Origin of the sequence: Piscinibacter gummiphilus (genome assembly GCF_002116905.1) — a bacterium.
GTDB classification, from domain to species: Bacteria; Pseudomonadota; Gammaproteobacteria; order Burkholderiales; family Burkholderiaceae_C; genus Rhizobacter; species Rhizobacter gummiphilus.
Window position 1 is genome coordinate 5,828,407 of sequence record NZ_CP015118.1, and the last position, 23,630, is coordinate 5,852,036.

The 23,630-nt window shown below is 67.0% G+C and carries 25 protein-coding genes and 1 riboswitch; of the genes, 12 read left to right on the forward strand and 13 right to left on the reverse strand.

What is annotated here, in order from left to right:
• Positions 1-2: 2 nt before the first annotated feature.
• Positions 3-965, reverse strand: a complete 963-nt coding sequence (corA, locus tag A4W93_RS26710; RefSeq protein ID WP_085753502.1) for a magnesium/cobalt transporter CorA — start codon at positions 963-965, stop codon at positions 3-5.
• 576 nt (positions 966-1,541) lie between these two features.
• Here corA and hpf point away from each other — a divergent pair.
• The 3 genes from hpf to hprK all read left to right on the forward strand — a co-directional run bounded on the left by hpf (position 1,542) and on the right by hprK (position 3,594).
• Positions 1,542-1,880 carry a ribosome hibernation-promoting factor, HPF/YfiA family gene (gene hpf / locus A4W93_RS26715; RefSeq protein WP_085753503.1) on the forward strand — a complete coding sequence of 113 codons (339 nt, stop codon included), beginning with the start codon at positions 1,542-1,544 and terminating at the stop codon, positions 1,878-1,880.
• Between the two features lie 249 nt (positions 1,881-2,129).
• On the forward strand, positions 2,130-2,600 hold the full coding sequence (locus tag A4W93_RS26720; RefSeq protein WP_085753504.1) for a PTS sugar transporter subunit IIA: 471 nt from the start codon (positions 2,130-2,132) through the stop codon (positions 2,598-2,600).
• A 43-nt stretch (positions 2,601-2,643) separates the two neighbouring features.
• On the forward strand, positions 2,644-3,594 hold the full coding sequence (gene hprK, locus A4W93_RS26725; RefSeq protein WP_085753505.1) for an HPr(Ser) kinase/phosphatase: 951 nt from the start codon (positions 2,644-2,646) through the stop codon (positions 3,592-3,594).
• 115 nt (positions 3,595-3,709) lie between these two features.
• Here the strand turns inward: hprK and fur are convergent, their stop codons facing one another.
• Entirely contained in the window at positions 3,710-4,141 is a 432-nt protein-coding gene (gene fur / locus A4W93_RS26730) for a ferric iron uptake transcriptional regulator (protein ID WP_085754337.1), read from the reverse strand.
• A 156-nt stretch (positions 4,142-4,297) separates the two neighbouring features.
• Between fur and A4W93_RS26735 the strand changes: the two genes are divergently transcribed.
• Genes A4W93_RS26735 through A4W93_RS26750 form a run of 4 tightly spaced genes read left to right on the forward strand, consistent with a single transcriptional unit; the run spans position 4,298 to position 6,856 of the window.
• Positions 4,298-4,855, forward strand: a complete 558-nt coding sequence (locus A4W93_RS26735) for an outer membrane protein assembly factor BamE (RefSeq protein WP_174694899.1) — start codon at positions 4,298-4,300, stop codon at positions 4,853-4,855.
• A 20-nt stretch (positions 4,856-4,875) separates the two neighbouring features.
• Complete coding sequence (dapB, locus tag A4W93_RS26740) at positions 4,876-5,685, forward strand: 4-hydroxy-tetrahydrodipicolinate reductase (protein WP_085753507.1); 810 nt, start codon at positions 4,876-4,878, stop codon at positions 5,683-5,685.
• A gap of 10 nt (positions 5,686-5,695) precedes the next feature.
• Positions 5,696-6,355 (forward strand): MotA/TolQ/ExbB proton channel family protein, encoded by a 660-nt coding sequence (locus A4W93_RS26745; RefSeq protein ID WP_085753508.1) that lies wholly within the window; start codon positions 5,696-5,698, stop codon positions 6,353-6,355.
• Positions 6,356-6,391: 36 nt separating this feature from the next.
• Positions 6,392-6,856 carry an ExbD/TolR family protein gene (locus tag A4W93_RS26750; protein ID WP_085753509.1) on the forward strand — a complete coding sequence of 155 codons (465 nt, stop codon included), beginning with the start codon at positions 6,392-6,394 and terminating at the stop codon, positions 6,854-6,856.
• Between the two features lie 399 nt (positions 6,857-7,255).
• Here the strand turns inward: A4W93_RS26750 and A4W93_RS26755 are convergent, their stop codons facing one another.
• Positions 7,256-7,537: a hypothetical protein gene (locus A4W93_RS26755; protein WP_085753510.1), complete on the reverse strand. Its 282-nt coding sequence runs from the start codon at positions 7,535-7,537 to the stop codon at positions 7,256-7,258.
• A 98-nt stretch (positions 7,538-7,635) separates the two neighbouring features.
• Here A4W93_RS26755 and A4W93_RS26760 point away from each other — a divergent pair, with 98 nt between their 5' ends.
• Positions 7,636-9,300: a hypothetical protein gene (locus A4W93_RS26760; protein ID WP_085753511.1), complete on the forward strand. Its 1,665-nt coding sequence runs from the start codon at positions 7,636-7,638 to the stop codon at positions 9,298-9,300.
• A 130-nt stretch (positions 9,301-9,430) separates the two neighbouring features.
• Here A4W93_RS26760 and A4W93_RS26765 read toward each other — a convergent pair whose 3' ends face one another.
• The 4 genes from A4W93_RS26765 to A4W93_RS26780 all read right to left on the reverse strand — a co-directional run bounded on the left by A4W93_RS26765 (position 9,431) and on the right by A4W93_RS26780 (position 11,885).
• Entirely contained in the window at positions 9,431-10,384 is a 954-nt protein-coding gene (locus A4W93_RS26765) for a hypothetical protein (RefSeq protein ID WP_085753512.1), read from the reverse strand.
• A 285-nt stretch (positions 10,385-10,669) separates the two neighbouring features.
• On the reverse strand, positions 10,670-10,981 hold the full coding sequence (locus A4W93_RS26770; RefSeq protein ID WP_085753513.1) for a type II toxin-antitoxin system RelE/ParE family toxin: 312 nt from the start codon (positions 10,979-10,981) through the stop codon (positions 10,670-10,672).
• On the reverse strand, positions 10,978-11,409 hold the full coding sequence (locus A4W93_RS26775; RefSeq protein WP_237357628.1) for a YlcI/YnfO family protein: 432 nt from the start codon (positions 11,407-11,409) through the stop codon (positions 10,978-10,980). The genes A4W93_RS26770 and A4W93_RS26775 overlap by 4 nt, the downstream gene beginning before the upstream one ends.
• A gap of 116 nt (positions 11,410-11,525) precedes the next feature.
• Positions 11,526-11,885, reverse strand: coding sequence for a hypothetical protein (locus A4W93_RS26780; RefSeq protein WP_085753515.1), 360 nt, complete (start codon positions 11,883-11,885; stop codon positions 11,526-11,528).
• Positions 11,886-12,229: 344 nt separating this feature from the next.
• Between A4W93_RS26780 and A4W93_RS26785 the strand changes: the two genes are divergently transcribed.
• Positions 12,230-13,219 (forward strand): hypothetical protein, encoded by a 990-nt coding sequence (locus A4W93_RS26785; protein ID WP_157131786.1) that lies wholly within the window; start codon positions 12,230-12,232, stop codon positions 13,217-13,219.
• A 9-nt stretch (positions 13,220-13,228) separates the two neighbouring features.
• Here the strand turns inward: A4W93_RS26785 and thiE are convergent, their stop codons facing one another.
• From thiE to thiC, 5 genes are read right to left on the reverse strand one after another with little or no spacing between them, the layout of a single operon-like run.
• Complete coding sequence (thiE, locus tag A4W93_RS26790) at positions 13,229-14,686, reverse strand: thiamine phosphate synthase (protein ID WP_085753517.1); 1,458 nt, start codon at positions 14,684-14,686, stop codon at positions 13,229-13,231.
• Positions 14,683-15,474 (reverse strand): thiazole synthase, encoded by a 792-nt coding sequence (locus tag A4W93_RS26795; protein WP_085753518.1) that lies wholly within the window; start codon positions 15,472-15,474, stop codon positions 14,683-14,685. The genes thiE and A4W93_RS26795 overlap by 4 nt, the downstream gene beginning before the upstream one ends.
• 6 nt (positions 15,475-15,480) lie before the next feature.
• On the reverse strand, positions 15,481-15,687 hold the full coding sequence (thiS, locus tag A4W93_RS26800) for a sulfur carrier protein ThiS (RefSeq protein ID WP_085753519.1): 207 nt from the start codon (positions 15,685-15,687) through the stop codon (positions 15,481-15,483).
• A complete protein-coding gene (locus tag A4W93_RS26805) occupies positions 15,684-16,730 on the reverse strand; it encodes an FAD-dependent oxidoreductase (protein ID WP_085753520.1) in 1,047 nt (348 codons plus the stop codon). Before A4W93_RS26805 ends, thiS begins: the two co-directional genes overlap by 4 nt.
• Positions 16,730-18,634 (reverse strand): phosphomethylpyrimidine synthase ThiC, encoded by a 1,905-nt coding sequence (gene thiC / locus A4W93_RS26810; RefSeq protein ID WP_085753521.1) that lies wholly within the window; start codon positions 18,632-18,634, stop codon positions 16,730-16,732. Before thiC ends, A4W93_RS26805 begins: the two co-directional genes overlap by 1 nt.
• A gap of 53 nt (positions 18,635-18,687) precedes the next feature.
• Positions 18,688-18,804: riboswitch (TPP riboswitch) on the reverse strand.
• A gap of 102 nt (positions 18,805-18,906) precedes the next feature.
• On the opposite strand from thiC, the gene A4W93_RS26815 reads away from it, so the two are divergent.
• Complete coding sequence (locus tag A4W93_RS26815; protein ID WP_085753522.1) at positions 18,907-19,371, forward strand: DUF1579 domain-containing protein; 465 nt, start codon at positions 18,907-18,909, stop codon at positions 19,369-19,371.
• A 6-nt stretch (positions 19,372-19,377) separates the two neighbouring features.
• Here the strand turns inward: A4W93_RS26815 and A4W93_RS26820 are convergent, their stop codons facing one another.
• Positions 19,378-20,316: an arabinan endo-1,5-alpha-L-arabinosidase AbnA gene (locus A4W93_RS26820; protein WP_085753523.1), complete on the reverse strand. Its 939-nt coding sequence runs from the start codon at positions 20,314-20,316 to the stop codon at positions 19,378-19,380.
• Positions 20,317-20,484: 168 nt separating this feature from the next.
• Between A4W93_RS26820 and leuS the strand changes: the two genes are divergently transcribed.
• Together leuS and A4W93_RS26830 are read left to right on the forward strand one after the other, a co-directional pair.
• Positions 20,485-23,106 (forward strand): leucine--tRNA ligase, encoded by a 2,622-nt coding sequence (gene leuS, locus A4W93_RS26825; protein WP_085753524.1) that lies wholly within the window; start codon positions 20,485-20,487, stop codon positions 23,104-23,106.
• The gene (locus tag A4W93_RS26830) at positions 23,106-23,627 is read left to right on the forward strand and encodes an LPS-assembly lipoprotein LptE (RefSeq protein WP_085753525.1); all 522 of its coding nucleotides are present in this window, start codon (positions 23,106-23,108) and stop codon (positions 23,625-23,627) included. Before leuS ends, A4W93_RS26830 begins: the two co-directional genes overlap by 1 nt.
• The last annotated feature ends 3 nt before the right edge of the window (positions 23,628-23,630 follow it).

Below are 23,630 nucleotides of genomic sequence, written 5' to 3' on the forward strand. Positions count from 1 at the left end.
GATCACTTCAGCCAGCCCTTGCGCCGGAAGTACCAGAACGGCGAGATGATGCTCGCGAGCATCAGGCCGATGGCGAGCGGGTAGCCGAAGCGCCACTCCACCTCGGGCATGAACTTGAAGTTCATGCCGTAGATGCTGGCGATGAGCGTCGGCGGCAGCAACGCCACGCTCGCCACCGAGAAGATCTTGATGATCTTGTTCTGGTTGATGTTGATGAAACCGACGGTCGCGTCCAGCAGGAAGTTGATCTTGTCGAACAGGAACGCGGTGTGGCTGTCGAGCGAGTCGATGTCGCGCAGGATCTGGCGCGCCTCCTCGAACTGCTCGGCGTTGAGCATGCGGCTGCGCATCATGAAGCTGATGGCGCGGCGCGTGTCCATCACGTTGCGGCGGATGCGACCGTTCAGGTCTTCCTCGCGCGCGATGGCGGCCAGCGCCTCGCCGGCGGCCTGGTCGCCCACGTCCTGCTTGAGCACGCGGGCGCTGACCTTCTCGAGGCTGTCGTAGATGCCCTCGAGCGCATCGGCGCTGTACTCGGCGTCGGCGTCGTACAGCTTGAGCAGCACGTCCTTCGCGTCGTCGATGAGGGCGGGAATGCGGCGCGCGCGCAGGCGCAGCAGGCGGAAGACGGGCAGGTCCTCGCCGTGGATCGAGAACAGCACCTTGTTGTGCAGGATGAAGGCCACGCGCACGTTGCGCGGGGTTTCGTCGTCGTCGATCAGGAAGTCGGAACGGATGTGGAGTTCACCGTTGTCCTCCTCGTAGAAGCGGGCGGACTCCTCCAGGTCTTCGTCGACGATGTCCTGCGGGATGCTGAGGCCGAAACGCTGCTCGACCCAGCCGATCTCTTCGGGCGAGGGGTTCTCGAGGTCGACCCACACCGGGTTGACGTCGGCCAGCGCTTCGAGGCGCTCGATCTCTTCTTGAAACAACCGGCCATTGGCCAGCGTGAACACGTTCAGCATGCAGGGGCTCCAGCGGGACCCCGACGGAATGCTCGTCGTCGTGCGGGGCCAGGGAATGAGGTCGGGGGTGAGACCGTCTCACTCCGGGCCGCATCGGGGCACGAGGCTCGCCGAGGGTGTCGGAGCGGACGGTCAGCGAGAGTGAGGGCTGTCCATGCCGGTTCCAGGAAATCGCGTCGACCGAAATTATGTCACCCGCGCCGTGCACCCGGACCCGCCCTGGTGCGACTGGACCCGGATTTACCCCCGGAAACAGTGCTTTACCTTGAAAAACGCCCGGATTCCGCACTCTGACCGTGCCATGCGGATCGGGCATGTTCCCATGCGGGTCACACCCTTGTCACACACCGATTTCGGGCGCACACTGAATTCATCGACCTCGGGTTTTTCTCTCGCACAGCGTTGTTCTTCCACTCCCTCGAAAAGCCCAAATCCCCCCTTTCCCGCGCCCCTGGCGCTTCCACGTTTCCATCCCTACCCACGTCCATCAGCCACCTTTCCGCCCCCTGACTTTGCAAGCCAGTCTGCGGTTCGATTTCTTGCCCGGTTTCTTCACCCCCTGCGAAAGGAGTCTTCATGAACTTGACGATCAGCGGCCACCACCTCGACGTCACTCCGGCCTTGCGTGAGTACGTGCTCACGAAGCTGGACAGGGTCACCCGCCACTTCGACCAGGTCGTCGACATCAACGTGTTGCTCTCCGTGGAGAAGAACAAGGAGAAGGAACGCAGGCAGAAGGCCGAGGTCACCGTCCACGTGAAGGGGAAGGACATCTTCGTGGAGCAGAGCCACGAGGACCTGTACGCCGCCATCGACCAACTGATGGACAAGCTCGACCGGCAGGTGTGCCGCCACAAGGACAAGCTCCAGGACCACCACCACGTCGCGGCCAAGCGCATCGACGCCACGGCGTGATTTCCTGACGCGAACGTCAAAGCGGCCTGCGGGCCGCTTTTTTACGTGCTCCGCTCGTCGCTTTTTTCGTTCCGGTCAACGATATGCTGTCGAAACCCGTTCATTCGGGGTGCTGCAATGCAACAACAAAAGTGCACAATTTCGCTTTTGGACAAGCCCCGAGCCCTGCGCGCTTTTCCGGCAGGCTCGTAGAATTTGAGGTCTGTCATTCAGAAGACATGCCCGTCCGGGGCACACCGTGATCCGCAGATGAACCGACTCGCCGCGATCTTGCCTCTCAGCAACGTGCTGGTGGATGTGGATGCCACCAGCAAGAAGCGCGCGTTCGAGCACGCGGGTCTGCTGTTCGAGAACCAGCACGCCATCGCGCGTGCCACGGTCACCGACAACCTGTTCGCCCGCGAACGCCTCGGCTCCACCGGCCTGGGCCATGGCGTGGCCATCCCGCACGGCCGCATCAAGGGCCTCAAGAACCCGCTCGCCGCCGTCGTGCGCGTGCAGCAGCCCATCCCGTTCGACGCGCCCGACGACGAACCGGTCTGCCTGCTGATCTTCCTGCTCGTCCCCGAGGCCGCCACCCAGCGCCACCTCGAGATCCTTTCCGAAATCGCCGAGATGCTCGGCGACCGCGAACTGCGCGAACGCCTCAAGACCGAAGACTCGGCGGCCAAGGTGCACGAACTGATCGCCAACTGGGAACCGCTCAAATCGGTCGCCTGAGCGCACCCCGCACCCCACCACTGCCCGTCAACCTCGTCCGCGCGTGAAACCATCCGTCATCAGCGCCGAGGCGCTGTTCGAAGAACACCGGCCGGCGCTGCGCTGGGAATGGATCGCCGGTCACGCCCACCCGGAACGCCGCTTCGACGAGGCGGCCGTGCGCAACGCGCAGTCGGCCGCCGACCTGGTCGGGTACCTCAACTACATCCACCCGTACCGGGTGCAGCTGGTGGGCCGCCGCGAGGTCGCCTACCTCCAGGACTCCTCCCTCGAGGACCAGGAACGCCGCATCCAGCGCATCGTCACGCTCGAGCCGCCCGTGGTGATCGTGGCCGACGCACAGTCGCCACCGGACCGCCTGGTGGCCCTGTGCGACCGCGCCGACATCCCGCTCTTCGTGACCGACGAATCCGCCGGCCACGTGATCGACGTGATGCGGGGCTACCTGAGCCAGCTGTTCGCCGAACGCACCACGCGCCACGGCGTGTTCATGGACATCCTCGGCGTGGGCGTGATGCTCACGGGGGAATCGGGCCTGGGCAAGAGCGAACTCGGCCTGGAGCTGATCTCCCGCGGTCACGGCCTGGTGGCCGACGACGCGGTGGACCTGTACCGCATCTCGCAGACCGCCATCGAGGGCCGCTGCCCCGAGTTGCTGCTGAACCTGCTCGAGGTGCGCGGCATCGGGCTGCTCGACATCAAGTCCATCTTCGGCGAGACCGCGGTGCGCCGGAAGATGCGCCTGAAGCTCATCGTGCACCTCGTGCGCAAGGAGACGCTCGAACGCGACTTCGAGCGCCTGCCCTACGAACCGCTCAACGAGGACATCCTCAACGTGCCGGTGCGCAAGGTGGTGATCGCGGTGGACGCGGGGCGCAACCTGGCCGTGCTGGTGGAAGCCGCCGTGCGCAGCACGATCCTGCAGCTGCGCGGCATCGACACGTACCGCGAGTTCATCGAGCGGCACCAGAAGGCCATGCAGAAGGCGGGTTGACCGCCACACGCGTCAACCCGCCCCGGCGGAGGCCGGGGCCCCGTGCCTCGTGAGCGCGGCCGAAGCGAGCCCCTCGCCCAGGGTCCCGGCCTCCGCCGGGATACAACCTGTTGGCTTACTTGCTGGGTTTATGTTCGCAGTTCTTCTTGGTGCACACGGCGTACAGCGCCAGCGCATGGTCCTGCAACTCGAACCCACGGCTGTGCGCCACGTTGTGCTGCCGCTTCTCGATCTCGGCGTCGTAGAACTCCTCCACGCGGCCGCAGGTCACGCACACGAGGTGGTCGTGGTGCTTGCCCTCGTTCAGCTCGAACACGGCCTTGCCGGATTCGAAGTGGTTGCGCGACAGCAGGCCCGCCTGCTCGAACTGCATCAGCACCCGGTAGACGGTGGCCAGGCCGATGTCGGCCCCCTCCTGCAGCAAGGCCTTGAACACGTCTTCCGCGGTCATGTGCCGCTGGGTGGTGTTCTGGAAGACCTCGAGGATCTTGATCCGGGGAAGGGTGGCCTTCAGGCCACTGCTCTTGAGTTCGTCGGCGTTGGACATGGCGGACATCGGCAGTCTGGACGTCAATGGGAGACCGCGCACCCCCTGGTGGCCCAGGGTTTTGCACGGGTGCGGCACGGCCAGGGCATCAGCCCCAGCCGCTAGAATCGTCGAATCATATCGAGGTTGCAGTCTCCGCTGCCCATCCCCATCACCATGCGCTCTTTCCGTTTCCCTGTCCAGTCCCGCCGGAACCAGGTGCTCGTGCTGCTGGCGCTGGGTGTTTCTGCCCTGGGTGGCTGCAGCTCGCTGCAATCGTCCGACAGCACCCTGCTCGGCCTCATCACCCCGTACCGCATCGAAGTCGTCCAGGGCAACGTGCTCACGAAGGAGCAGGTCGCCCTGGTCAAGCCGGGCCAGAACCGCACCCAGGTCCGCGACATCCTCGGTTCGCCGCTGCTCACCGACACCTTCCACGGCGACCGCTGGGACTACGTCTTCACCATCCGCCGCCAGGGCACCGAACCCCAGCAGCGCCAGGTCGTGGTGTACTTCGACGGTGAAACGCTCAAGAGCATCCAGGGCGCCGAATCGCTGCCGGCCGAGCGCGACTTCGTGAACTCCATCGACAACGCGAAATCGTCGCGCAGCCCCAAGCCCCTCGCGCTCACACCCGAGCAGCTGAAGGAACTGCCGGTGCCGGTGCAGGCCGCCATGCCCGCCTCCGCCCCCGAAGGCCCCGTGCGCGCCTATCCGCCGCTCGAACGCTCCTGACCCGCCCCCTGCACGCCCCGATGAACTCCCCCATCCAGATCGCCATCGCCGGTTCGTCCGGCCGCATGGGCCGCATGCTGATCGAAGCGGTCGCCAACACCGACGACTGCGTGCTCTCCGGCGCCCTCGACGTGCCCTCGAGCCCCGCCATCGGCCAGGACGCCTCCGCCTTCCTCGGGCGCCCGAGCGGCGTGGCCATCACCGCCGACCTCGCCAAGGGCCTCGCCGGCGCGCGCGTGCTGATCGACTTCACCCGCCCCGAAGGCACGCTCGCCCACCTCGCGGCCTGCCGTGAACATGGCGTGGCCGCGGTCATCGGCACCACCGGATTCTCCGAGGCGCAGAAGGCCGAGATCGCCGAACACGCCCGCCACATCGGCATCATGATGGCGCCCAACATGAGCGTGGGCGTCAACGTCGTGATGAAGCTGCTCGACATGGCCGCCCGCGCGCTGAACCAGGGCTACGACATCGAGATCATCGAGGCCCACCACCGCCACAAGGTCGACGCGCCGAGCGGCACCGCCCTCAAGATGGGCGAAGTGGTGGCCGACGCCCTCGGCCGCGACCTCCAGGAATGCGCGGTCTACGGCCGCGAAGGGGTCACCGGCGAACGCGATCCCTCCACCATCGGCTTCGCCACCGTGCGCGGCGGCGACATCATCGGCGACCACACCGTGCTGTTCGCGGGCACCGGTGAACGCATCGAGATCTCCCACAAGAGCAGCAGCCGCGCCACCTATGCGCAAGGCAGCCTGCGGGCCGCACGGTTCCTCGCCAGCCGCGGTCCCGGGCTGTTCGACATGAACGACGTGCTGGGCCTCGCCTGAGAGCGCCCGCATGAACGGCAGCGCCTGGCAGTTCTGGGAACACGGCGACGCGGTCATCCGCGGCGTCGCCGTGCTGCTCGTCCTGATGTCCGTCAGCGCATGGGTGCTGATCTTCTGGAAGGGCTGGCTGCTGCAGCGCGTGCGCACCGACATCCGGCGCGCCGTGCCGGCCTTCTGGTCCGCACCGTCGCTCGATCGGGGGCGCGAGCAGCTCGCGGCCTTCGACCGCGAACGCACGCTGTCGCCGCTCCTCGACGCCGCCACCGCCACGCCGCCCGCCGGCACGCTGGAAGCCCACGGCCTGATCGAATCACAGCTCACACGCCGCCTGCGCGACGCGCTGCACCGCGTGCTCGCCCAGCTGCAGTTCGGCCAGGTGCTGCTCGCCTCCATCGGCAGCACGGCACCGTTCATCGGCCTCTTCGGCACGGTGTGGGGCATCTACCATGCGCTGGTGAGCATCTCCGCCTCGGGCGCCATCACCATCGACAAGGTGTCAGGCCCGGTGGGCGAGGCCCTCGTGATGACCGCCGCCGGCCTGGCCGTGGCCATTCCAGCAGTGCTGGCCTACAACGTGTTCGGCAAGCAGGTGTCCAGCTGCGAGGCCGACCTGGAAGGGTTCGCGCACGACCTGCGCGAGATGGTGTCCGACACCGCCGTGTCGGCCTGACCGCCCCCACCCGCTCGACCCTCCCACGAGCCCGCCATGGCCTTCGGACGCCTCGAACGCACCGCGAAGCCCACGCCCATGAGCGACATCAACATGACGCCGCTCATCGACGTCATGCTCGTGCTGCTGGTGATCTTCATGATCACCGCTCCGCTGATGACGGCCAGCCTCAAGCTCGACCTGCCGAAAACCGAGGGCACGTCGGCGTCCGACGTCCCTGACTTCATCGCCGTGTCCATCGACGCCCGCGGCCAGCTGTACGTGGCCGACAAGCCGGTGACGGCCGCCGCGTTCAAGGACCAGGTCCAGGCCGCCGCCCGCAAGAGCCCCACCACCGAGGTGCAGCTGCGCGCCGACAAGGCCGTGCCCTACGGCACCGTGGCCGAGCTCATCGGCACGGTGCAGGCGGCGGGGCTGAACCGCATCGGGTTCGTGGCCGAGCCGGCGCCATCGACTTCGGCGGGTACCGCCACGCCGGCCACCCCTGCGGCATCGCGGTAGCTCCACCCTCGTTGGTTGCACGACCCAGGCTGAACGCCTCCGTGCCCGCGGCGCCGGAACTGGCTGCTCCGAAACAGATCCCCTCGAAAACGAAAGGCAGCTTGGCAGCGGTTGCAGCCATTCGGCAAAACGCGACTGGCTGGCCGCTCCCGGCCAGGAGCGGACGGACACAGATGGCTGCTTCCCCTCCACTCGGTCAAGGCTTTGGACGACTACAGACATTTGTCAGGCCACAGTGAGCGTCGACTTCGAACGCACGCGGCCCGCGTGGGCGCCGTAGCCGTTGTTGTCGGCGCTGGTGACTAGCGGTCGTCAGCGCACTCTCGATACGCCGCACGGGCGTGCAGGCGGGAGCTAATCCGCAGCACCCGCCCTCTTCGAGCGGCTTCCGTTCACCGATTAGCCGGTGGTCGGCTGCGAGCTCGGGGTAGCCGAGTCGAGAGCACGCCGTTCATCACACAACTGGTTTCGGATTCGTTTGAAGTCGAATTGCCCCTGGAGCGCCTTGTCCATCCCATCCAGCATGACTGGGGCCTTGATGGTCGCTTCCCTGGGCGCCATACCTCGCTCGATCAATTGCTCCCGGAGCTTGTCGCTGACATCCGCAAACTCGTTCTCCTCAAGGACCTTTGTCAGGTGCCAGTCGAGACTCATTGCATACATGGGGCGGAATTTCCTCATCTCAGTTCCTTTCATTTGGGTGGGCACCGACTGTTTGCGTCGGCAATGTGATATTCACTGCTGACGCCAACCTCTTCCACCGGAAATCACGGGAACCGATGCCCACCGCTACCCCACCCGCCTACGCGCGCTTGCCCACCTTTTCTGCCGCCGTAGACGGTCTTGCTTCGGGCCTAGGGGTTGCCAGGAACAAGGAGGATGCAATTGGCGGCCTTTGTTCGTATGGCGGCCGCATCGACGCCTACAGCGGCACTCCCCACCGCGCTAGTCTGGAAGATCGAATCCTGGAGCTTCTCGCGGGTTCGAACGACGCGCTCCGACGCCTGGTCCGGAGCCGACTCCTTGAGGCCGAAGCCTCTCTGGCCGATGCACGGGCTATCCCCCTGGTCACTCAAGCATCGGAGGCCGAAGGGGGGCGGCTCTTCATCGAGATTTGGGCCGCGCCATGGATTGCTCACATGCTTGACGACGCCCGCCAACATCCCGAATCGGTACTGGACAGCGCTCGGCAACTCCTTGAGGCGCATGCCTCAGCGAACACTGGTGACACCACAACCTACCTGGCTACCTGGAAGCGTGTGCTTAAGGAGGCTATTCCTAAGCACGTCCACGCCCGCGAGTTCGGTTTGAAACTCGCAAGGCTGGATATGCGCTCTCAGCGCAAGAACGAATCCATCAGGCAGGACATCGACAACCTACGCGATGAAATGCGAGGAGGATTCTCGACGGCTCAGGAGCTTGACGCCGCGGTCGACGCGGTTCGGCGGCTGTACGTCGCCGGCATGGCAACGATGCGCCTGTGCGCTATGGCTTCTCATCTCATCCCAGAGGATGAACTTCTCGCAATGGTTGCCGAGGACCTGAATGCAGACAGGGGCTTGACGGACGAGCCTCCGGACGAAAAGCAGCACAGCCGAATGTTTCCGTACTGGATTCGCCTCGACCATCACCTTGTTTCAGTTGAGTGCGACCAATTTCGGGCTCAGATTGCCCCCATTACCGCGAGAGCCATCGACGCGTTGAAGGCACAAGCCCGCGCATGCAATCCGACCGTACTGTTGGCCCCCTTCATCGAGTACAGACAGGGGTGCTGGCATCTCTACCACGCTCAAAACGATCTGGCCGAGCAGTGCTTCACGAGGGTCGTTGCGGCCGCCGGTAGCCGACAACTCGGCGAATGCGCTGCGAATGCGGCCAGCATCCTGATGGCGCTTCGACTTTCAGTGCCAAGCCCACTCAGGTTCGAGGAACTCAATCCATTGATTCGCGTGCGGATTGAGAACATGCGCCAGTCGGACGATCTGCGAGTCCTATACATACCAACACCATTTTCGAATTATTCCGCTCGCCCCAACCCAAGCCTTTATGACTCGCACCTGATGCAGTGCGTGACATTCTTCAATAAGTTTCCTCGCGTGCCGGGTATATCCGCGGTCTGCAATCCTCTGCACCGCTTTGATGCGGCCCTGGAGGGTGTGATCACCAAGTCGCGTGAGGCGGGTGCCAGGCTGACGGAAGTAGAGCGGACGCGGTCAGCAATTGCCGGCACCTCTGTCAAACCGTACCAGTTGCTGCTGAATCATCTCTACTACCGAGATGAACTTTCCTTGCTTGTGCCGGGACTACTGCCGAGCTTTGATGCCTTCGCAAGGCTGCCGCAGGTCGATCAGCTTCGTGCCCTGCGCTTCGTGGACCCTGACGAGTTTGAACGTGACCTGAAGGCGCATGGCTTGGGTTCATGGCGGCATCCTGATGAGCCGTGACTATTGAATGGATCAATAGTGACAACCTGCGAAGATGTGGGGGCCCAGAAACAAGAGCCTGGTGGTCAGCTGCGAGTTGACGCCTGTCGAATGAGCGAATCGCGAGTGCGCTGCCTGGCGCCGTTCAGCCTCAGGAGGCTGCGGCCAAGGGCTTTCGCGGGCCCGGCGAACGCCGCACGACATCCAACAGACTCTTGAAGTGCTCGTTCGCATCCGTGCTCTTCCAACTGTTAATAAAGCGACAAACCAACTGCAGGTTTGATTGCTCGTAACCGAGGTCCGAGGAAATCCGGTCCAGCGAGACTTCGCAGTCCCGGTCGACTGCAGTTCTCCCCGCGTCAAGTTCCAACATGGTCAGACCCGACAACGCGCACTTGCCTTGTTGATCGGCATGCAACCGCATGATGAAGTCTGCAAGTTCCTCCCTCGAAGCGAATCCAAACAGCTTGTCCTTGTAGACCCCGAGCTTAGACCGCCCCGATTGTTGATGCGCGCTATAGGCGCGCTTGGCCAGCTCCAGAGCACTGCCGTATGAAACTACTAAGGGGAGTAAGGAATGCTCACGGACCACCTTGTGGAAAGCATCAATGGGATTGCGCGTCTTGCGGGCGTTGGTAGCCTTGGTTCGGGCTGTCAGCCAGCTATCAAGGATTCCCAGCTGCTCTTTCGTCGCTTTTATGTGGTGCCACCCGCTCCGCGTGGAACGGTACTTGTAGTCGCCGCCGTCGCGCACGGCTTCGTCGGCGAACGTAGACCACCAAAGCTCGTTGCCGTTGCGCCGGGTGACGACTGCGCTACCCTCCGGCGCATTGATGAAGGCAATCGCCCAATTGATGTCAGCAGTCGGCCTGCCGTCACGTCCGTGACCTTCCTGCTTCGAACTGAGCGCAGCTTTACCGTGGAACCGCTCGACCTCCAGTCTCAGACGTTGCTGATTGCCGCGTTGAAACACGCTGAGCGGAAGATAGTCGAACGTCAACCCTACTTGGCCCAGTTCGAATACGCGGCTCGAAATCTTGGGGTCAGTGAACGAGAAGAAGACCTCGCGTGCCGCTAGGGCTTCTTGAAGCACAGATATTTGCATCAGCAGATTTTGCCGCCTTGTTCATCGTCGATCCGAGATTGCTGCTTGTTATGGCGTTGAACACATGCGCTTGAGCGCTTTCGACGACTAAGTCTGCTTCTCCGGCAGGTGCTCGACGTAAGACGCCAGACCCTGCCCAGACGTTGAGCGACTGGATCAAGTCAGCAGGTCGGGTCAGTTGGAGGTCAGCTCCGGGTCGGCAGCGGCCGGTCGCCCAACGATCTACGAACGGCAGCAACCAGCCTAAAGCGGGTCCGACGGCCGGCTCTAGCGGAGTCGAGCGCGCTACCGGTAATCTTCTTCACGCTGGTGACGCACGCCCAGGACAAGGACCGTCTCGGGCAGGATTTCGTAGCGCGCGACGTAGCCGGTAGCGCCATGCGGGATGATCAGCTCTCGGGTCGTGAACGAAGCGCCGACGCGGCGGAAGATGAACGGAGTGCGCGCGAGCTGGTGATCGACCGCGTGCTCGATGGCCGCAATCGCCAAGTCTGCCGCGGACAGGTCGTCGACGGTGAGGGCGCGATCGAGCAGAAAGCCGAGCAAGCGAAGCAAGTCGGCGCGGCCCTCCGCGCTCCAGCGAACGTCAAAGCTCACGCAGTGCCGGCTTGCAGCTGCGCGCGGCGCGCCGCGGTGCGCTTGCGCAGTTCCTCCAGCACTTCTTCGCTGCTGTGGCTCTCGCCGGTGGCCAGGAAGTGCTTGAGCGAAGCGCTGCAGCGCTCATCGAAGTCGCGAAGGGCCTGTCGGTGTTGGACGGCTTGGCGCACGGACGATTCGACGAAGGCAGAAAGGCTCTCACCCTCGCCCAAAACGGCTTCGACGTCTGCGCGCAGCGCGGGCTCGATGCGGACTTGGGGCAGAACGGCAGACTTCATGCTCGAATTGTAGTGCTTTTGCGTTGCGCAGGCGGCTTTTGATTGCGCTGTCGACCGACAGCCCATCAGATTCGACAGAGCCGAGCCGCGCATCAGGAACGCGGCGGAGAATTTCTCGATGAAGCGGCCCTGCGAGCACACAGCTACCACGTGTCATCGTTCGACGTGCTCGTTTGTCCCTGGATGCTTCTGCTCGTTGGATGGAACCCTTCTCGCGGGAAAGATCGGTAACCGCTTCCAGCCTGCGGCAGCCACGCCCAGGCCCGTCAAAGCACCTTCACCACCACCAACTTGAACATCAGCACCGGATACACCACCGGCCAGAACAGCAGCGCCGAGAGCTTGCCGGACGACACGTTCTGCACGGTGTCGAGTTGCGGGTGCCACACGATGAGCCGGCGCAGCACGCGGCGGTTGAGGTAGACCCCAGTCAGCAGGTAACCGGCGACCGACAGGTCCACGGCGTGCCATTGGCCGCGCACCGCGACCAGCACCAGCAGCCCCCAGGCCAGCGCACATGCAGCCCAGTGGACGAAAGCCTCGCGCACCCGGAGGGCCGGGGTGGGCGCGCCAGCCTCGTGCGGGACGGCAGGTTCCTGGGCACCTTCACCGGGCAGTTGTTCCATGGCAAGTCGCGGTCGTTGAGGGACCCCACAGGCTAGCCCCGCCGGGTCACCCACGGCCTTCGGGAACCCCTTGCAAAAAGGCCGTCGTCGCGGCCAGTGGATCGGCCGCCTGTGTCACCCCGCTCACCACCGCGACCGAATCGACCCCACACGCACAGACCCGGGAGCCCGTTCGAGCGAGATGCGCCCGATCGCCACGACCGGGCGCTGCGTCGTCGCGGTGAACTTTGCGGATTCCCGCACACGTTCTCGAATCGGGAGCCAACGGCCGGGAACGCGGCGGCCGGCGTGTGTATTCTGCGACGCAACTTCGACATCGCGAACGCACCCGCCTCGGCCACCTCATGACCACGAACATCACCACCCTGCTGTGGACTCTGCTGTCCGTTGTGATCCTGACCGGCTGCGCAGCGCCCACGCCTCCGGGTGCCGCATTCGCCCGTGCGAAGCACCAGGAAGTCTTCTCCCGGCATGTGCCGGACACGGCAGTCCATCACATCGATCCCGGCCACCCTCCCGCCCTTCACCCGGCCAGTGCGGACCCCATGGATCCCGCGGTCCTGCGGGACCGCTGGGGATTCCTCTCGACCCTGGCGGGAAAGACCTACGTCAACCAGCGTGACGGACGGACCACCATCGCCCAGTGGCGCTGGGAAGTTCCCGGCCTGGTGCTGAACGAGCGGCGCTACTACCCGTTGCCCGAGAAGAGCTACGGAATCCCGATTCCGCAGGTCTTCAGGTACGACGTCGCGAGCCAGCAGCTGGTGATGCGAGGGATGTTCGGCTACATCCAGTCCGACGGATCGATCGTGGCCGTCACCGATCTGGCCCTGTCTCCTGACGATCACTTCGTTCCCCTGGCCGACGGCTACAGCGTCATCGAGGAAAAGCGCGGGCGAGGGGCGCCGAAGGTTTTTCGGCCGTTCGATCCGTCCAGGCTCGAGGAATACCTCGCATATGACCACGAGGCCCGGCGCATGCGCCAGGCCGAGAGGGAGGCGTTCTGGAACAGCGTGGGACAAGGCCTCGCCGCGGCGAGCCAGGCCTATGCCGACACGAGACCCGGTTCGAAGGCCGGGGCGGCGAATCCGGCCGGGAAGGCGAACGCAGGCCCCGCGGGCACGTCCTCGCTGCCGACACTCACGGCCCAGTTCTCCTACCAGTGCGCCTACGGCTCCCGCATCGACGTCGCCATTCCCTACAAGACGCCGGCGTGCCTGGCCGTCAAGAAGGAGTTCACGAAGACGTTCGCCTGCAACGACGTCGACCGCATGGCCGGTGCCGCCGCGGCATGCCAGCAGGCCTGTGGCAACCGCGCCTGCGACGAACGCTGACGGCGCCGTTCACCCTCGCCCGCCAGGCACGCCCTGGAGGAACGCCTCCGTTGCGGCCCGCGGGTCCGCCGCCTGTGTCACCCCGCTCACCACCGCGACCGAATCGACCCCACACGCCCAGACCCCCGGCGCCCGTTCGAGCGAGATGCCCCCGATCGCCACGACCGGGTAGCGGGGCCGGTAGCGCCGGGTCCATTCGCGGAGCCGTTCGAGGCCCACGGCGTCGTACCGCATCGCCTTCAGCGTGGTGGGATAGACCGGCCCGATCGCCACGTACGACGGCTGCACCGCGTGGGCCCGCGACATCTCCGCCGGGGTGTGCGAGCTGACACCGAGCCGCAGCCCCGCGCGGCGCAGCGCGGCGAGGTCGGCGGTGTCGAGGTCCTCCTGGCCCAGGTGCACGCCGAAGGCGCCCGCGGCGATGGCCAGCTGCCAGTGGTCGTTGATGAAAACCTGCGCGCCCGGCACGGCCCGGCCAGCGGCCACCGCCCGGCCGATCTCGCTGCGCAGCACCCGCTCGTCGAGCGTGCCGGCCTTCACGCGCAGCTGCACGGTGCGCACGCCCCAGGCCAGCAGGCGTTCGACCCACGCCGCGTCGGGCACCACCGGGTAGAACCCCATCGGCGACGGCATGGGCGCGAAGGGCGGAGGAACCTCCCCCGCCACGGTGCCCCACTCGAACGCCGGCAGGTGGCTGCTGTCCGGCCGCGCCGCTGCCTGCGTGTGCGGCCGCCCCGCCCCCTGCCGGCGGGCCTGAGCGATGCCGGCCAGCACCCGCACCTTCGCTTCCGCCGCGGCCTCGAACACGTCCCAGCCGGCCGCGAGCATGCCCGCCAGCACGGCCGAGAACACGCAGCCCGTGCCATGCGACACCTCGGGCAGGCGCGCGGCCGACAGCGTGGCTGAACGTTCGCCGTCGGACACCCGGTCGACGCTGCGGAACGCATCGTCGTCGTGCCCGCCTTTCAGCACCACCGCGCCACCTCCGAAGCGGCGCAGCGCCTCCAGGTCGATCGGCACGCCGACAGGCAACAGCCGCCGCGCCTCGGGCACGTTCGGCGTGAAGACGGTCGCATGGCGCAGCAGGCCGCGCAGCGCGTCGAGGAAGGCCTCGGAGCCGCCCTCGTGCGCCGCGGTCCCGTTCGACCCCGCCATCACGGGGTCCACCACCACCGGACAACGCCGCGCCGCGACGAACGCGGTGACCTCCTGCAGCACGGCGACCGACCCGGTCATGCCCACCTTGATGGCCGCGGGTTCGCCATCGCGCAGCACGGCCTGCAGCGCGTCGCGCACGAGCACGGGCGAGACGGGCTCGATGCGCGCCAGCCCCTCGGAGTTCTGCACGGTCAACGACGTGACCACGCTCGCCCCGTCGAGCCCCATCGCGGCCCACGCCGAGAGGTCGGCCGTGATGCCGGCGCCGTGCACCGGGTCGTGCCCGGCGATCGTGAGCAGGTAGCTCATGACGAATGCCAGAACGGCTGCCCCACCGTGGGCGTGGACGCCTGCGCCGCCTGGCGCTGCGCCATCGGCGTGGCCTCGAACGCGAGGCGGCCCGCACGGGTCGCGTCGCCGAAGGCACGCGCCATGCGCACCGGGTCACCCGCCTCCGCCACCGCGGTGTTGAGCAGCACGGCATCGAAGCCCATCTCCATCACGGTGGCGGCGTGCGACGGCCGGCCGAGGCCCGCATCGACGACCAGCACCGCGTCGGGCAGGCGCGCGCGCAGCGTCTCGAGCGCATGCGGGTTCAGCGGACCGCGGCCGGTGCCGATGGGCGCGGCCCACGGCATGATCGCGGCCACTCCGACGTCACGCAGCCGCTGCGCCACCACGAGGTCGTCGGTGGTGTACGCGAACACCTGGAAGCCGGACTTCACCAGCCGCGTGGCCGCATCGACCGTGCCGAACGGGTCGGGCTGCAGCGTGTAGTCGTCGCCGACGACCTCGAGCTTGATCCAGTCGGTGCCGAAGATCTCGCGCGCCATCTCGGCCAGGGTCACGGCCTCGTCGGCCGAGTGGCATCCCGCGGTGTTCGGCAGCAGCCGGCAGTTCATCGCGCGCACGCGGTCCCAGAACGCGTTGCCACCGCCCTCGGCCGGCTGCAGCCGGCGCAGGCCCACGGTGAGCACCTGCGTGCCACTGGCGGCCACCGCCTGCGACAGCACCTGCGGCGAGGGGTAGCGCGCCGTGCCGAGCAGCAGGCGGCTCTGCAGCACCTGCCCTCCCACGGTCCACGAAGTCGTTTCCATGGTCGTTCAACCTCCGGTGACGGGTGAGATGACGTCGATCTGGTCACCGTCGTCGAGCGGGCGCGAGGCCCATTGCGACCGCGGCACGAAGGCGCGGTTGACCGCGCAGGCGATGGCGCCCGACAGGTCGAAGCCTTCGGTGCGCAGCAGGTCGGCGAGGGAGGCCGCGTCGGTGTCCAGCGCGCGGCCGTTGAGGAACAGGCGGCAGCTCATCGCAGCAGCGCCTGTTCGAGTTCGTCCACCAGCGCGGGGCCGCACAGGTAGCCGTGGCGGTAGAGCCCATTGAGTTCCCACACGCCGGTCTCGCGGCGCAGCGCGGGACGGTGGTCGTCGAACGCGGGCCGCAGGCTCGCGGCCACCTGCACCACCCGCGCCTCGCCGAACGCCGGGTGCAGGCTGTAGAGCGCGCTGCCGAGTTCCAGCACGGACCGCACGGTGGCCGGACCCGTGTCCTCGCTCTCGAGTTCGGTGGCGCCCACCACGAACCGGGCGCCGGGGCGCGGTGCGACGTAGAGCTGGTAGCGCGGATGCATCAGGCGCACCGGCCGCTGCAGCACCACGCCGTCGCACTCGACGGTCAGCACCTCGCCGCGCACGCCGCGCAGGCCGGGCCAGCGGCCGCGGGCGCCAAGGCCGCGCGTGTCGATCACCACGTCGGCGCGGCACGGCCCGTCGGCCGTCTGCAGCACACCCGCGGCGAGCGCCCCCACCTCGCAGCCGTCGAACCACTCGATGCGGAAGCGGTCGAGCGCCACCGTGAGGGCCGCGAGCAGTTCGTCGTTCGCGAGCTGCCCCTCGCCCACCAGGTGCAGGCCGTGGCCGAAGCGCCCCGCGAGCGCCGGTTCGAGCGTGTCCAGCGCCGGACCGTCGAGCGGGCGCACGAGGCCCTGGTGCGTGGGCGGCAGCTTCTGGCGCAGCACCTGCTCGAAGTGGGTCAGGTTCGCGCGGTCGACCGGGTGGGCCACCACCAGCGTGCCTTCGCGGCGGTGGTACACCGCCTGGCCGCTGTCGTGCTGCAGTTCGGCGAGCCACGCGGGCCACAGCACCATCGCCCGCTGGGCGAGGTCGAACACGGCCCCGTCGCAGCCCACACGCTCGGCCAGCGGCGACAACATGGCCGCGGCGACGTGCGAGGCCGCGCGGCGGTCGTCGCGCGCGGCGCGGTCGAACAGGCTCACGCGCCAGCCCGCGCGGGCGAGGCGCCAGGCGACGAGCCGGCCGGCGAGCCCCGCGCCGGCGATGGCGGCGTGGGGCATCAGAGGTAGATCTCGCTGCCGCGTTCGCGGAACTCGACCGCCTTCTCGCCGAGCGCGCGATGCACCTCGACGACCGGCAGCGCGTCCGGCTTCACCGCGGGGTTCAGCCGCGCGAACTCGCGCACCTCCTGCGAGATCTTCATCGAGCAGAACTTCGGCCCGCACATCGAGCAGAAGTGGGCCACCTTCGCGTTTTCCTTCGGCAGCGTCTCGTCGTGGTACGCCATCGCGGTGTCGGGGTCGATCGCGAGGCGGAACTGGTCTTCCCAGCGGAATTCGAAACGGGCCTTCGACACCGCGTTGTCCCACATCTGGGCACCGGCGAAGCCCTTCGCGAGGTCGGCCGCGTGGGCCGCGATCTTGTAAGCGATGAGGCCCTGCTTCACGTCGTCGCGGTTGGGCAGGCCCAGATGTTCCTTCGGCGTGACGTAGCAGAGCATCGCGGTGCCGTACCAGCCGATGTTGGCCGCACCCATGGCCGAGGAGATGTGGTCGTAGCCGGGCGAGATGTCGGTGATCAGCGGGCCCAGCGTGTAGAACGGCGCCTCGAAGCAGGCCTCGAGCTGCTTGTCGACGTTCTCCTTCACGAGCTGCAGCGGCACGTGGCCGGGGCCCTCGATCATCACCTGAACGTCGTGCTTCCAGGCGACCTGCGTGAGCTCGCCCAGCGTGTGCAGCTCGGCGAACTGGGCCTCGTCGTTCGCGTCGGCGATGGAGCCGGGGCGCAGGCCGTCGCCGAGCGAGTAGCAGACGTCGTACGCCTTCATGATCTCGCAGATCTCGTCGAAGTGCTCGTACAGGAAACTCTCGCGGTGGTGCGCGAGGCACCACTTGGCCATGATGGAGCCGCCGCGCGAGACGATGCCCGTGAGCCGGTTCGCCGTGAGCGGCACGTACGCGAGGCGCACGCCCGCATGGATGGTGAAGTAGTCGACGCCCTGCTCGGCCTGCTCGATCAGCGTGTCGCGGAACAGCGGCCAGCTCAATTCCTCGGCCTTGCCGTGCACCTTTTCGAGTGCCTGGTACAGCGGCACGGTGCCGATGGGCACGGGCGAGTTGCGCAGGATCCACTCGCGCGTCTCGTGGATGTTGTCGCCGGTGGAGAGGTCCATCACCGTGTCGGCGCCCCAGCGGATGGCCCACACGAGCTTGTCCACCTCTTCCTCGATGCCCGACGTGACGGCCGAGTTGCCGATGTTCGCGTTGACCTTCACGAGGAAGTTGCGGCCGATCGCCATCGGCTCGCTCTCGGGGTGGTTCACGTTGCACGGGATCACGGCGCGGCCGCGCGCGACCTCGCTGCGCACGAACTCGGGCGTGATGTCCTGCAGCATCGTGGCACCGAAGCCGTGGCCGCGCTTGGGCAGGCGCTCGGTCAGCAGCCGTTCGCGCAGTTGCGCCTTCAGCAGGTTCTCGCGCACGGCCACGAACTCCATCTCGGGCGTGACGATGCCGCGCCGGGCGTAGTGCATCTGCGAGACGTTGGCTCCCGGCTTCGCGCGGCGCAGGACGGGCGAAGCGGCCATCCGCAGCGCCGACAGCGCGGGGTCGTCCAGACGCTCGCGGCCGTAGGCGCTCGTGAGGCCGGGCAGCACCTCGGTGTCGCCGCGTGCGTCGATCCATGCGGTGCGCAAGCCGAGCAGCCCGCGGGTGATGTCGATGCGGGCGTCAGGGTCGGTGTAGGGGCCCGAAGCGTCGTACACCCGCAGCGGCGGGTTCGGTTCGCGGCGGGGCTCGCCCGGACCTTCGTGCACGAGCGTGTCGGTGAGCGCGATCTCGCGGAACGGCACCCGCACGCCGGACTGCGCGCCGTCGATGTAGACCTTGCGCGAGCCGGGGAATGGCGCACGCGTGATGCGGCGGGACAGGTCGTCGGTGTCGACGTGGGTGGGTTGCTTGGCCATCGTGCCTCCAGGTGGTGGGGTGCCTGCCTGGAGACCGGGCGCGAGGGTGCGCCAGGGCCGAGTGCATTGTTTCCTACGCGGGGGTGATCCCGATCAGGTTCAACGGGTTTGGCGTGATGCGCCATCTCAGCCTCGGATCGAATCGACCCTCGGCACCCCGACAAGCAGGCGGATTCTAGTCACGGCGCCCCACCGCGCGCAAGGCCATCGGTTGACAGACCGTGCGGCACACGCATACTTAACCGATCGATTCATTTTCGGAAGGAACCCTCATGGAAGACATCAAGCCCACCGCCGAACACGCCTGGCTCGACCGTTTCGTGGGCGAATGGACCACCGAGGCGCGCATGGGCGACGAGGTCTACAAGGGCACCGAGACCGTGACCCGCTTCGGGCCCTTCTGGGTGCAGTGCGTGGGCACCTGCGGCATGCCGGGCGGCGACACCGGCACCATGGTGCTGACCCTCGGCTACGACGCGGAGGCAAAGAAGTTCACGGGCACCTGGATCGGCTCGATGATGCCCAAGCTGTGGGTCTACGACATCACCCGCGAGGCCGATGGCACCACGCTCACGATGGCGGCCGACGGGCCGGCGATGGACGGCAACGGCACCGCGAAGTACCGCGACGTGATCAAGTGGATCGACAACGACACGCGCGAGTTCTCGGGGTGGACGCAGAAGGCCGACGGGTCGTGGAGCCAGATGATGAGCTCCACGATCCGGCGCAAGAAATGAAGGGAGTCAGTACGTGGGCCAGCCGTCGCTGGTCCACTTGAGGTCGCTGATCAGCAGCTTCGGGTTGCCGTTGTCCGTCGCGTCGTACGCATGCCGCGCGATCACGCCATGCCCCACGTCCTGCCCGCCCGGCCCCTTCCAGCGCGCATTGCCGGCGTCGAACACCGTGCCCCCGCCGCTCAGCAGGCTCTTGCCCGCCTTGTCGAGGTAAGGTCCTGTGATGGAACGCGAGCGGCCGTAGATGATCTTGTACGTGCTGTTCACACCCTGGCAGCACTTGTCGATGGACGCGAACAGGTAGTACCAGCCGTTGTTGTAGGTGATGGCCGGCGCCTCGATGCCCGCGCTGCGCTTCGCGATGGACGTCTGCGAGCCCGTGGGTTTCATCGTCGACGGGTTGAGCCGCACGATCTTCAGCCCGCTCCAGAACGATCCGAACGCGAGCCAGGGGTTGCCGGACGCGTCGATCACCAGGTTCGGGTCAATCGCGTTGTAGTCGTTGGCGCTCGTCGAGCGCAGCACCAGGCCGTTGTCGGTCCAGCGGCCGTCGCTGACCTTGGTCGCCGACACGAGGCCGATGGCCGAGGTGTTGCTGCCAAAGCTCGAGATCGCGTAGTACACCCACACCTTGCCGTTGAACTGGTGGGCGTCGGGTGCCCAGACGTCGTTGGCCTTCTGGTTCGGCACGTAGGTCTTCCACCACGATGGCGGCGACAGGAAGATGCGCGGCGCGCGGGTCCAGTTGCGGCCGGTGCTGTCGCCGGCCAGCACCTGCAGGCCCTCGCCGGTGCTGAACGTGAACCAGCGGTCCCCCTCCCGGAGGATCGAGGGGTCGTGCGCGCCCACGTCGCCCGTGAGGGCCCAGTGGGCAGCGGACGCGGGAAGGATCGCGGACGCCAATGCGGCGGCCGCCAGCGCCTGGCGCCGGAAGCGTTTCGTGAACATGATTTGTCTCCGTTGTGGTTTTCGGCCGACTTCGCGGCCGTCCGGGCGGGTGCCCGGCGCCTTTTTAAGCCCGGACGGGCCGCGCCGCAATGGGGTCGGCCCCCGAAGGGCGCACCGTGCTTTCTATAATCGGGGACACCCTTCGAGCGCCCCTGATTGCGCCCTCCCATGAGCCCCGACTTCAAACCGACCGAGATCGAACGCGCCGCCCAGGCCGCGTGGACCGCCGCCGACGCCTACCGCGTGACCGAGGACGCGAGCCGTTCCAAGTTCTACGCCTGCTCCATGCTGCCCTACCCCAGCGGCAAACTGCACATGGGCCACGTGCGCAACTACACGATCAACGACATGCTCACGCGCCAGCTGCGCATGAAGGGCAAGAACGTGCTGATGCCCATGGGCTGGGACGCCTTCGGCCTGCCCGCCGAAAACGCGGCCATCAAGAACAAGGTGCCGCCGGCGAAGTGGACCTACGACAACATCGCCTACATGAAGAAGCAGATGCAGGCGATGGGGCTGGCCATCGACTGGTCGCGCGAAGTCGCCACCTGCTCGCCCGAGTACTACAAGTGGAACCAGTGGCTGTTCCTGAAGATGCTCGAGGCCGGCATCTGCGAACGCCGCACCCAGATCGTCAACTGGGACCCGGTCGACCAGACCGTGCTCGCGAACGAGCAGGTGATCGACGGCCGCGGCTGGCGCTCGGGCGCCCCCGTGGAGAAGCGCGAGATCCCGGGCTACTACCTGAACATCACGAAATACGCCGGTGAGCTGCTCGACCAGGTGCAGGACGGCCTGCCCGGCTGGCCCGAGCGCGTGAAGCTGATGCAGGAGAACTGGATCGGCCGCAGCGAGGGCGTGCGCTTCGCCTTCCCGCACGAGATCCGCGGCGCCGACGGCGAACTGATCCAGGACGGCCGCCTGTACGTGTTCACCACCCGCGCCGACACGGTGATGGGCGTCACCTTCTGCGCCGTGGCGCCCGAGCACCCGCTCGCCACCCATGCCGCGAAGGCCGACCCGAAGGTGGCCGCGTTCATCGAGGAGTGCAAGGCCGGCGGCACCACCGAGGCCGAACTCGCCACGCAGGAGAAGAAGGGCGTGCCCACGGGCCTCTTCGTCACGCACCCGCTCACGCACGAGCAGGTGCCGGTGTGGGTCGGCAACTACGTGCTGATGAGCTACGGCGACGGCGCCGTGATGGGCGTGCCCGCGCACGACGAACGCGACTTCGCGTTCGCGAAGAAGTACGGCATCGACATCCTGCAGGTCGTCACCATCGACGGCGAACACTTCAGCTACGACCACTGGCAGGAGTGGTACGGCGACAAGCAGCGCGGCGTCACCATCAACTCCGACTACTTCAGCGGCCTGTCCCACGGCGCCGCGGTGGACGCGGTGGCCGCGGCCCTCGCCCAGAAGGGCCTCGGCGAGAAGAAGACCACGTGGCGCCTGCGCGACTGGGGCATCAGCCGCCAGCGCTACTGGGGCACCCCGATCCCCATCATCCACTGCCCGGACCACGGTCCGGTGCCGGTGCCCGAGAAGGACCTCCCGGTGGTGCTGCCGGAAGACGTCGTGCCCGACGGCAGCGGCAACCCGCTGAACAAGCACGCGGCCTTCCTGAACGTGGCCTGCCCCACCTGCGGCAAGCCCTCGCGCCGGGAAACCGACACGATGGACACGTTCGTCGACAGCTCGTGGTACTTCATGCGGTACTGCGACGCCACGAACGACAAGGCCATGGTGGGCGCCGGCACGGAGTACTGGATGCCGATGGACCAGTACATCGGCGGCATCGAACACGCCATCCTGCACCTGCTGTACGCGCGCTTCTGGACCAAGGTGATGCGGGACCTGGGCCTCGTGAAGATCGACGAACCGTTCACGAAGCTGCTGACGCAGGGCATGGTGCTCAACGAGGCGTTCTCGCGCACGCACGACACCGGCGGCAAGGACTACTACTGGGCCCACGACCTCGACATCGTGCGCGACGAACACGCGCACGTGCAGTCGGCCGTCCACAAGGAGGACGGCAAGCCGGTGGTGTACGAAGGCTGGACCACGATGTCCAAGTCGAAGAACAACGGCGTCGACCCGCAGCAGCTGATCGAACGCCAGGGCGCCGACACGGCCCGCCTGTTCGTGATGTTCGCGTCGCCGCCCGAGCAGACGCTCGAGTGGAACGACGCCGGTGTCGAAGGCGCGAACCGCTTCCTGCGCCGCATCTGGAACTTCGGCGTCAAGCACGCCGACGCGGTGCGCGCCTCTGGCGCGGTGGACGCCTCGGCGCTGTCCGACGACGCGAAGACGTTGCGCCGCGAGGTGCACAAGGTGCTCGAGCAGGTCAGCTACGACTACGAGCGCATGCAGTACAACACCGTCGTCTCCGGCGCGATGAAGCTGCTGAACGCACTCGAAGGCTTCAAGGGCGATGCACCCGCGGTGATCCGCGAGGCGTACGGCATCCTGCTGCGCGTGCTGTACCCGGCCTGCCCGCACATCACGTGGCACCTGTGGAACGAGCTGGGCTATGCGGCCGTCGGCGGCGACCTGCTCGACGCGACCTGGCCCGAGGTCGACCCGGCCGCGCTGGTGCAGGACGAGATCGAGCTGATGCTGCAGGTCAACGGCAAGCTGCGCGGCTCCATCCGCGTGGCCGCCGGTGCCGACAAGGCCGCCATCGAGGCGCTTGCACTCGCCAACCCCGAGTTCATCCGCTTCTCCGAAGGCAAACCGCCGAAGAAGATCGTTGTCGTGCCGGGCCGGCTCGTCAACGTGGTGGTCTGATGCCGAAGCGCCCGACGCCCGTGTCCCGGCGGCTGTGCCTGTCCGTGCTGGCCGCCGCGGCCGGCGCGGGCGCGCTCGCCGGATGCGGCTTCCAGCTCCGCCGCCCGCCGGAGCTGCCGTTCCGCACGCTGCACCTCTCGGGCTTCAAGCCCACGTCGTCGATGGGCGTGGCCCTGCGGCGCGCGCTGGCCTCGTCGCCCTCCACCCGCCTCGTCGACGCCCCGCCGGCCGCCGAGGCCATCTTCGAGGTGCTGGTCGACGCCCAGGAGCGCAACGTGGTCGCGTTCACGTCCACCGGCCAGGTGCGTGAACTGCAGCTGCGCGAACGCCTCACGTTCCGCCTGAAGGCGAACAACGGGCGCGAGCTGATCCCCCGCACCGAGATCCTGCAGACGCGCGACATGACCTACAACGAGCGCGATGCCCTCGCCAAGGAGCAGGAGGAGCAGCTGCTGTACCGCGCGATGCAGGACGACATCGCGCTTCAGGTGATGCGCCGCCTCGGCGCGGTCAAACTCTGAGGA

Bases quoted from the DNA above. Each gene is read 5' to 3' on its own strand.
- A4W93_RS26720 (WP_085753504.1), top strand. From the start codon at position 2,130: ATGAACCGACTCGCCGCGATCTTGCCTCTCAGCAACGTGCTGGTGGAT.
- fur (WP_085754337.1), bottom strand. From the start codon at position 4,141: ATGTCCAACGCCGACGAACTCAAGAGCAGTGGCCTGAAGGCCACCCTT.
- A4W93_RS26760 (WP_085753511.1), top strand. From the start codon at position 7,636: ATGCCCACCGCTACCCCACCCGCCTACGCGCGCTTGCCCACCTTTTCT.
- A4W93_RS26750 (WP_085753509.1), top strand. From the start codon at position 6,392: ATGGCCTTCGGACGCCTCGAACGCACCGCGAAGCCCACGCCCATGAGC.
- A4W93_RS26735 (WP_174694899.1), top strand. From the start codon at position 4,298: ATGCGCTCTTTCCGTTTCCCTGTCCAGTCCCGCCGGAACCAGGTGCTC.
- corA (WP_085753502.1), bottom strand. From the start codon at position 965: ATGCTGAACGTGTTCACGCTGGCCAATGGCCGGTTGTTTCAAGAAGAG.
- thiC (WP_085753521.1), bottom strand. From the start codon at position 18,634: ATGGCCAAGCAACCCACCCACGTCGACACCGACGACCTGTCCCGCCGC.
- A4W93_RS26820 (WP_085753523.1), bottom strand. From the start codon at position 20,316: ATGTTCACGAAACGCTTCCGGCGCCAGGCGCTGGCGGCCGCCGCATTG.
- A4W93_RS26755 (WP_085753510.1), bottom strand. From the start codon at position 7,537: ATGAGGAAATTCCGCCCCATGTATGCAATGAGTCTCGACTGGCACCTG.
- thiS (WP_085753519.1), bottom strand. From the start codon at position 15,687: ATGAGCTGCCGCCTGTTCCTCAACGGCCGCGCGCTGGACACCGACGCG.
- A4W93_RS26780 (WP_085753515.1), bottom strand. From the start codon at position 11,885: ATGGAACAACTGCCCGGTGAAGGTGCCCAGGAACCTGCCGTCCCGCAC.
- A4W93_RS26795 (WP_085753518.1), bottom strand. From the start codon at position 15,474: ATGGAAACGACTTCGTGGACCGTGGGAGGGCAGGTGCTGCAGAGCCGC.
- A4W93_RS26815 (WP_085753522.1), top strand. From the start codon at position 18,907: ATGGAAGACATCAAGCCCACCGCCGAACACGCCTGGCTCGACCGTTTC.
- A4W93_RS26785 (WP_157131786.1), top strand. From the start codon at position 12,230: ATGACCACGAACATCACCACCCTGCTGTGGACTCTGCTGTCCGTTGTG.
- dapB (WP_085753507.1), top strand. From the start codon at position 4,876: ATGAACTCCCCCATCCAGATCGCCATCGCCGGTTCGTCCGGCCGCATG.
- thiE (WP_085753517.1), bottom strand. From the start codon at position 14,686: ATGAGCTACCTGCTCACGATCGCCGGGCACGACCCGGTGCACGGCGCC.
- leuS (WP_085753524.1), top strand. From the start codon at position 20,485: ATGAGCCCCGACTTCAAACCGACCGAGATCGAACGCGCCGCCCAGGCC.
- A4W93_RS26830 (WP_085753525.1), top strand. From the start codon at position 23,106: ATGCCGAAGCGCCCGACGCCCGTGTCCCGGCGGCTGTGCCTGTCCGTG.
- A4W93_RS26805 (WP_085753520.1), bottom strand. From the start codon at position 16,730: ATGCCCCACGCCGCCATCGCCGGCGCGGGGCTCGCCGGCCGGCTCGTC.
- A4W93_RS26745 (WP_085753508.1), top strand. From the start codon at position 5,696: ATGAACGGCAGCGCCTGGCAGTTCTGGGAACACGGCGACGCGGTCATC.
- A4W93_RS26765 (WP_085753512.1), bottom strand. From the start codon at position 10,384: ATGCAAATATCTGTGCTTCAAGAAGCCCTAGCGGCACGCGAGGTCTTC.
- hpf (WP_085753503.1), top strand. From the start codon at position 1,542: ATGAACTTGACGATCAGCGGCCACCACCTCGACGTCACTCCGGCCTTG.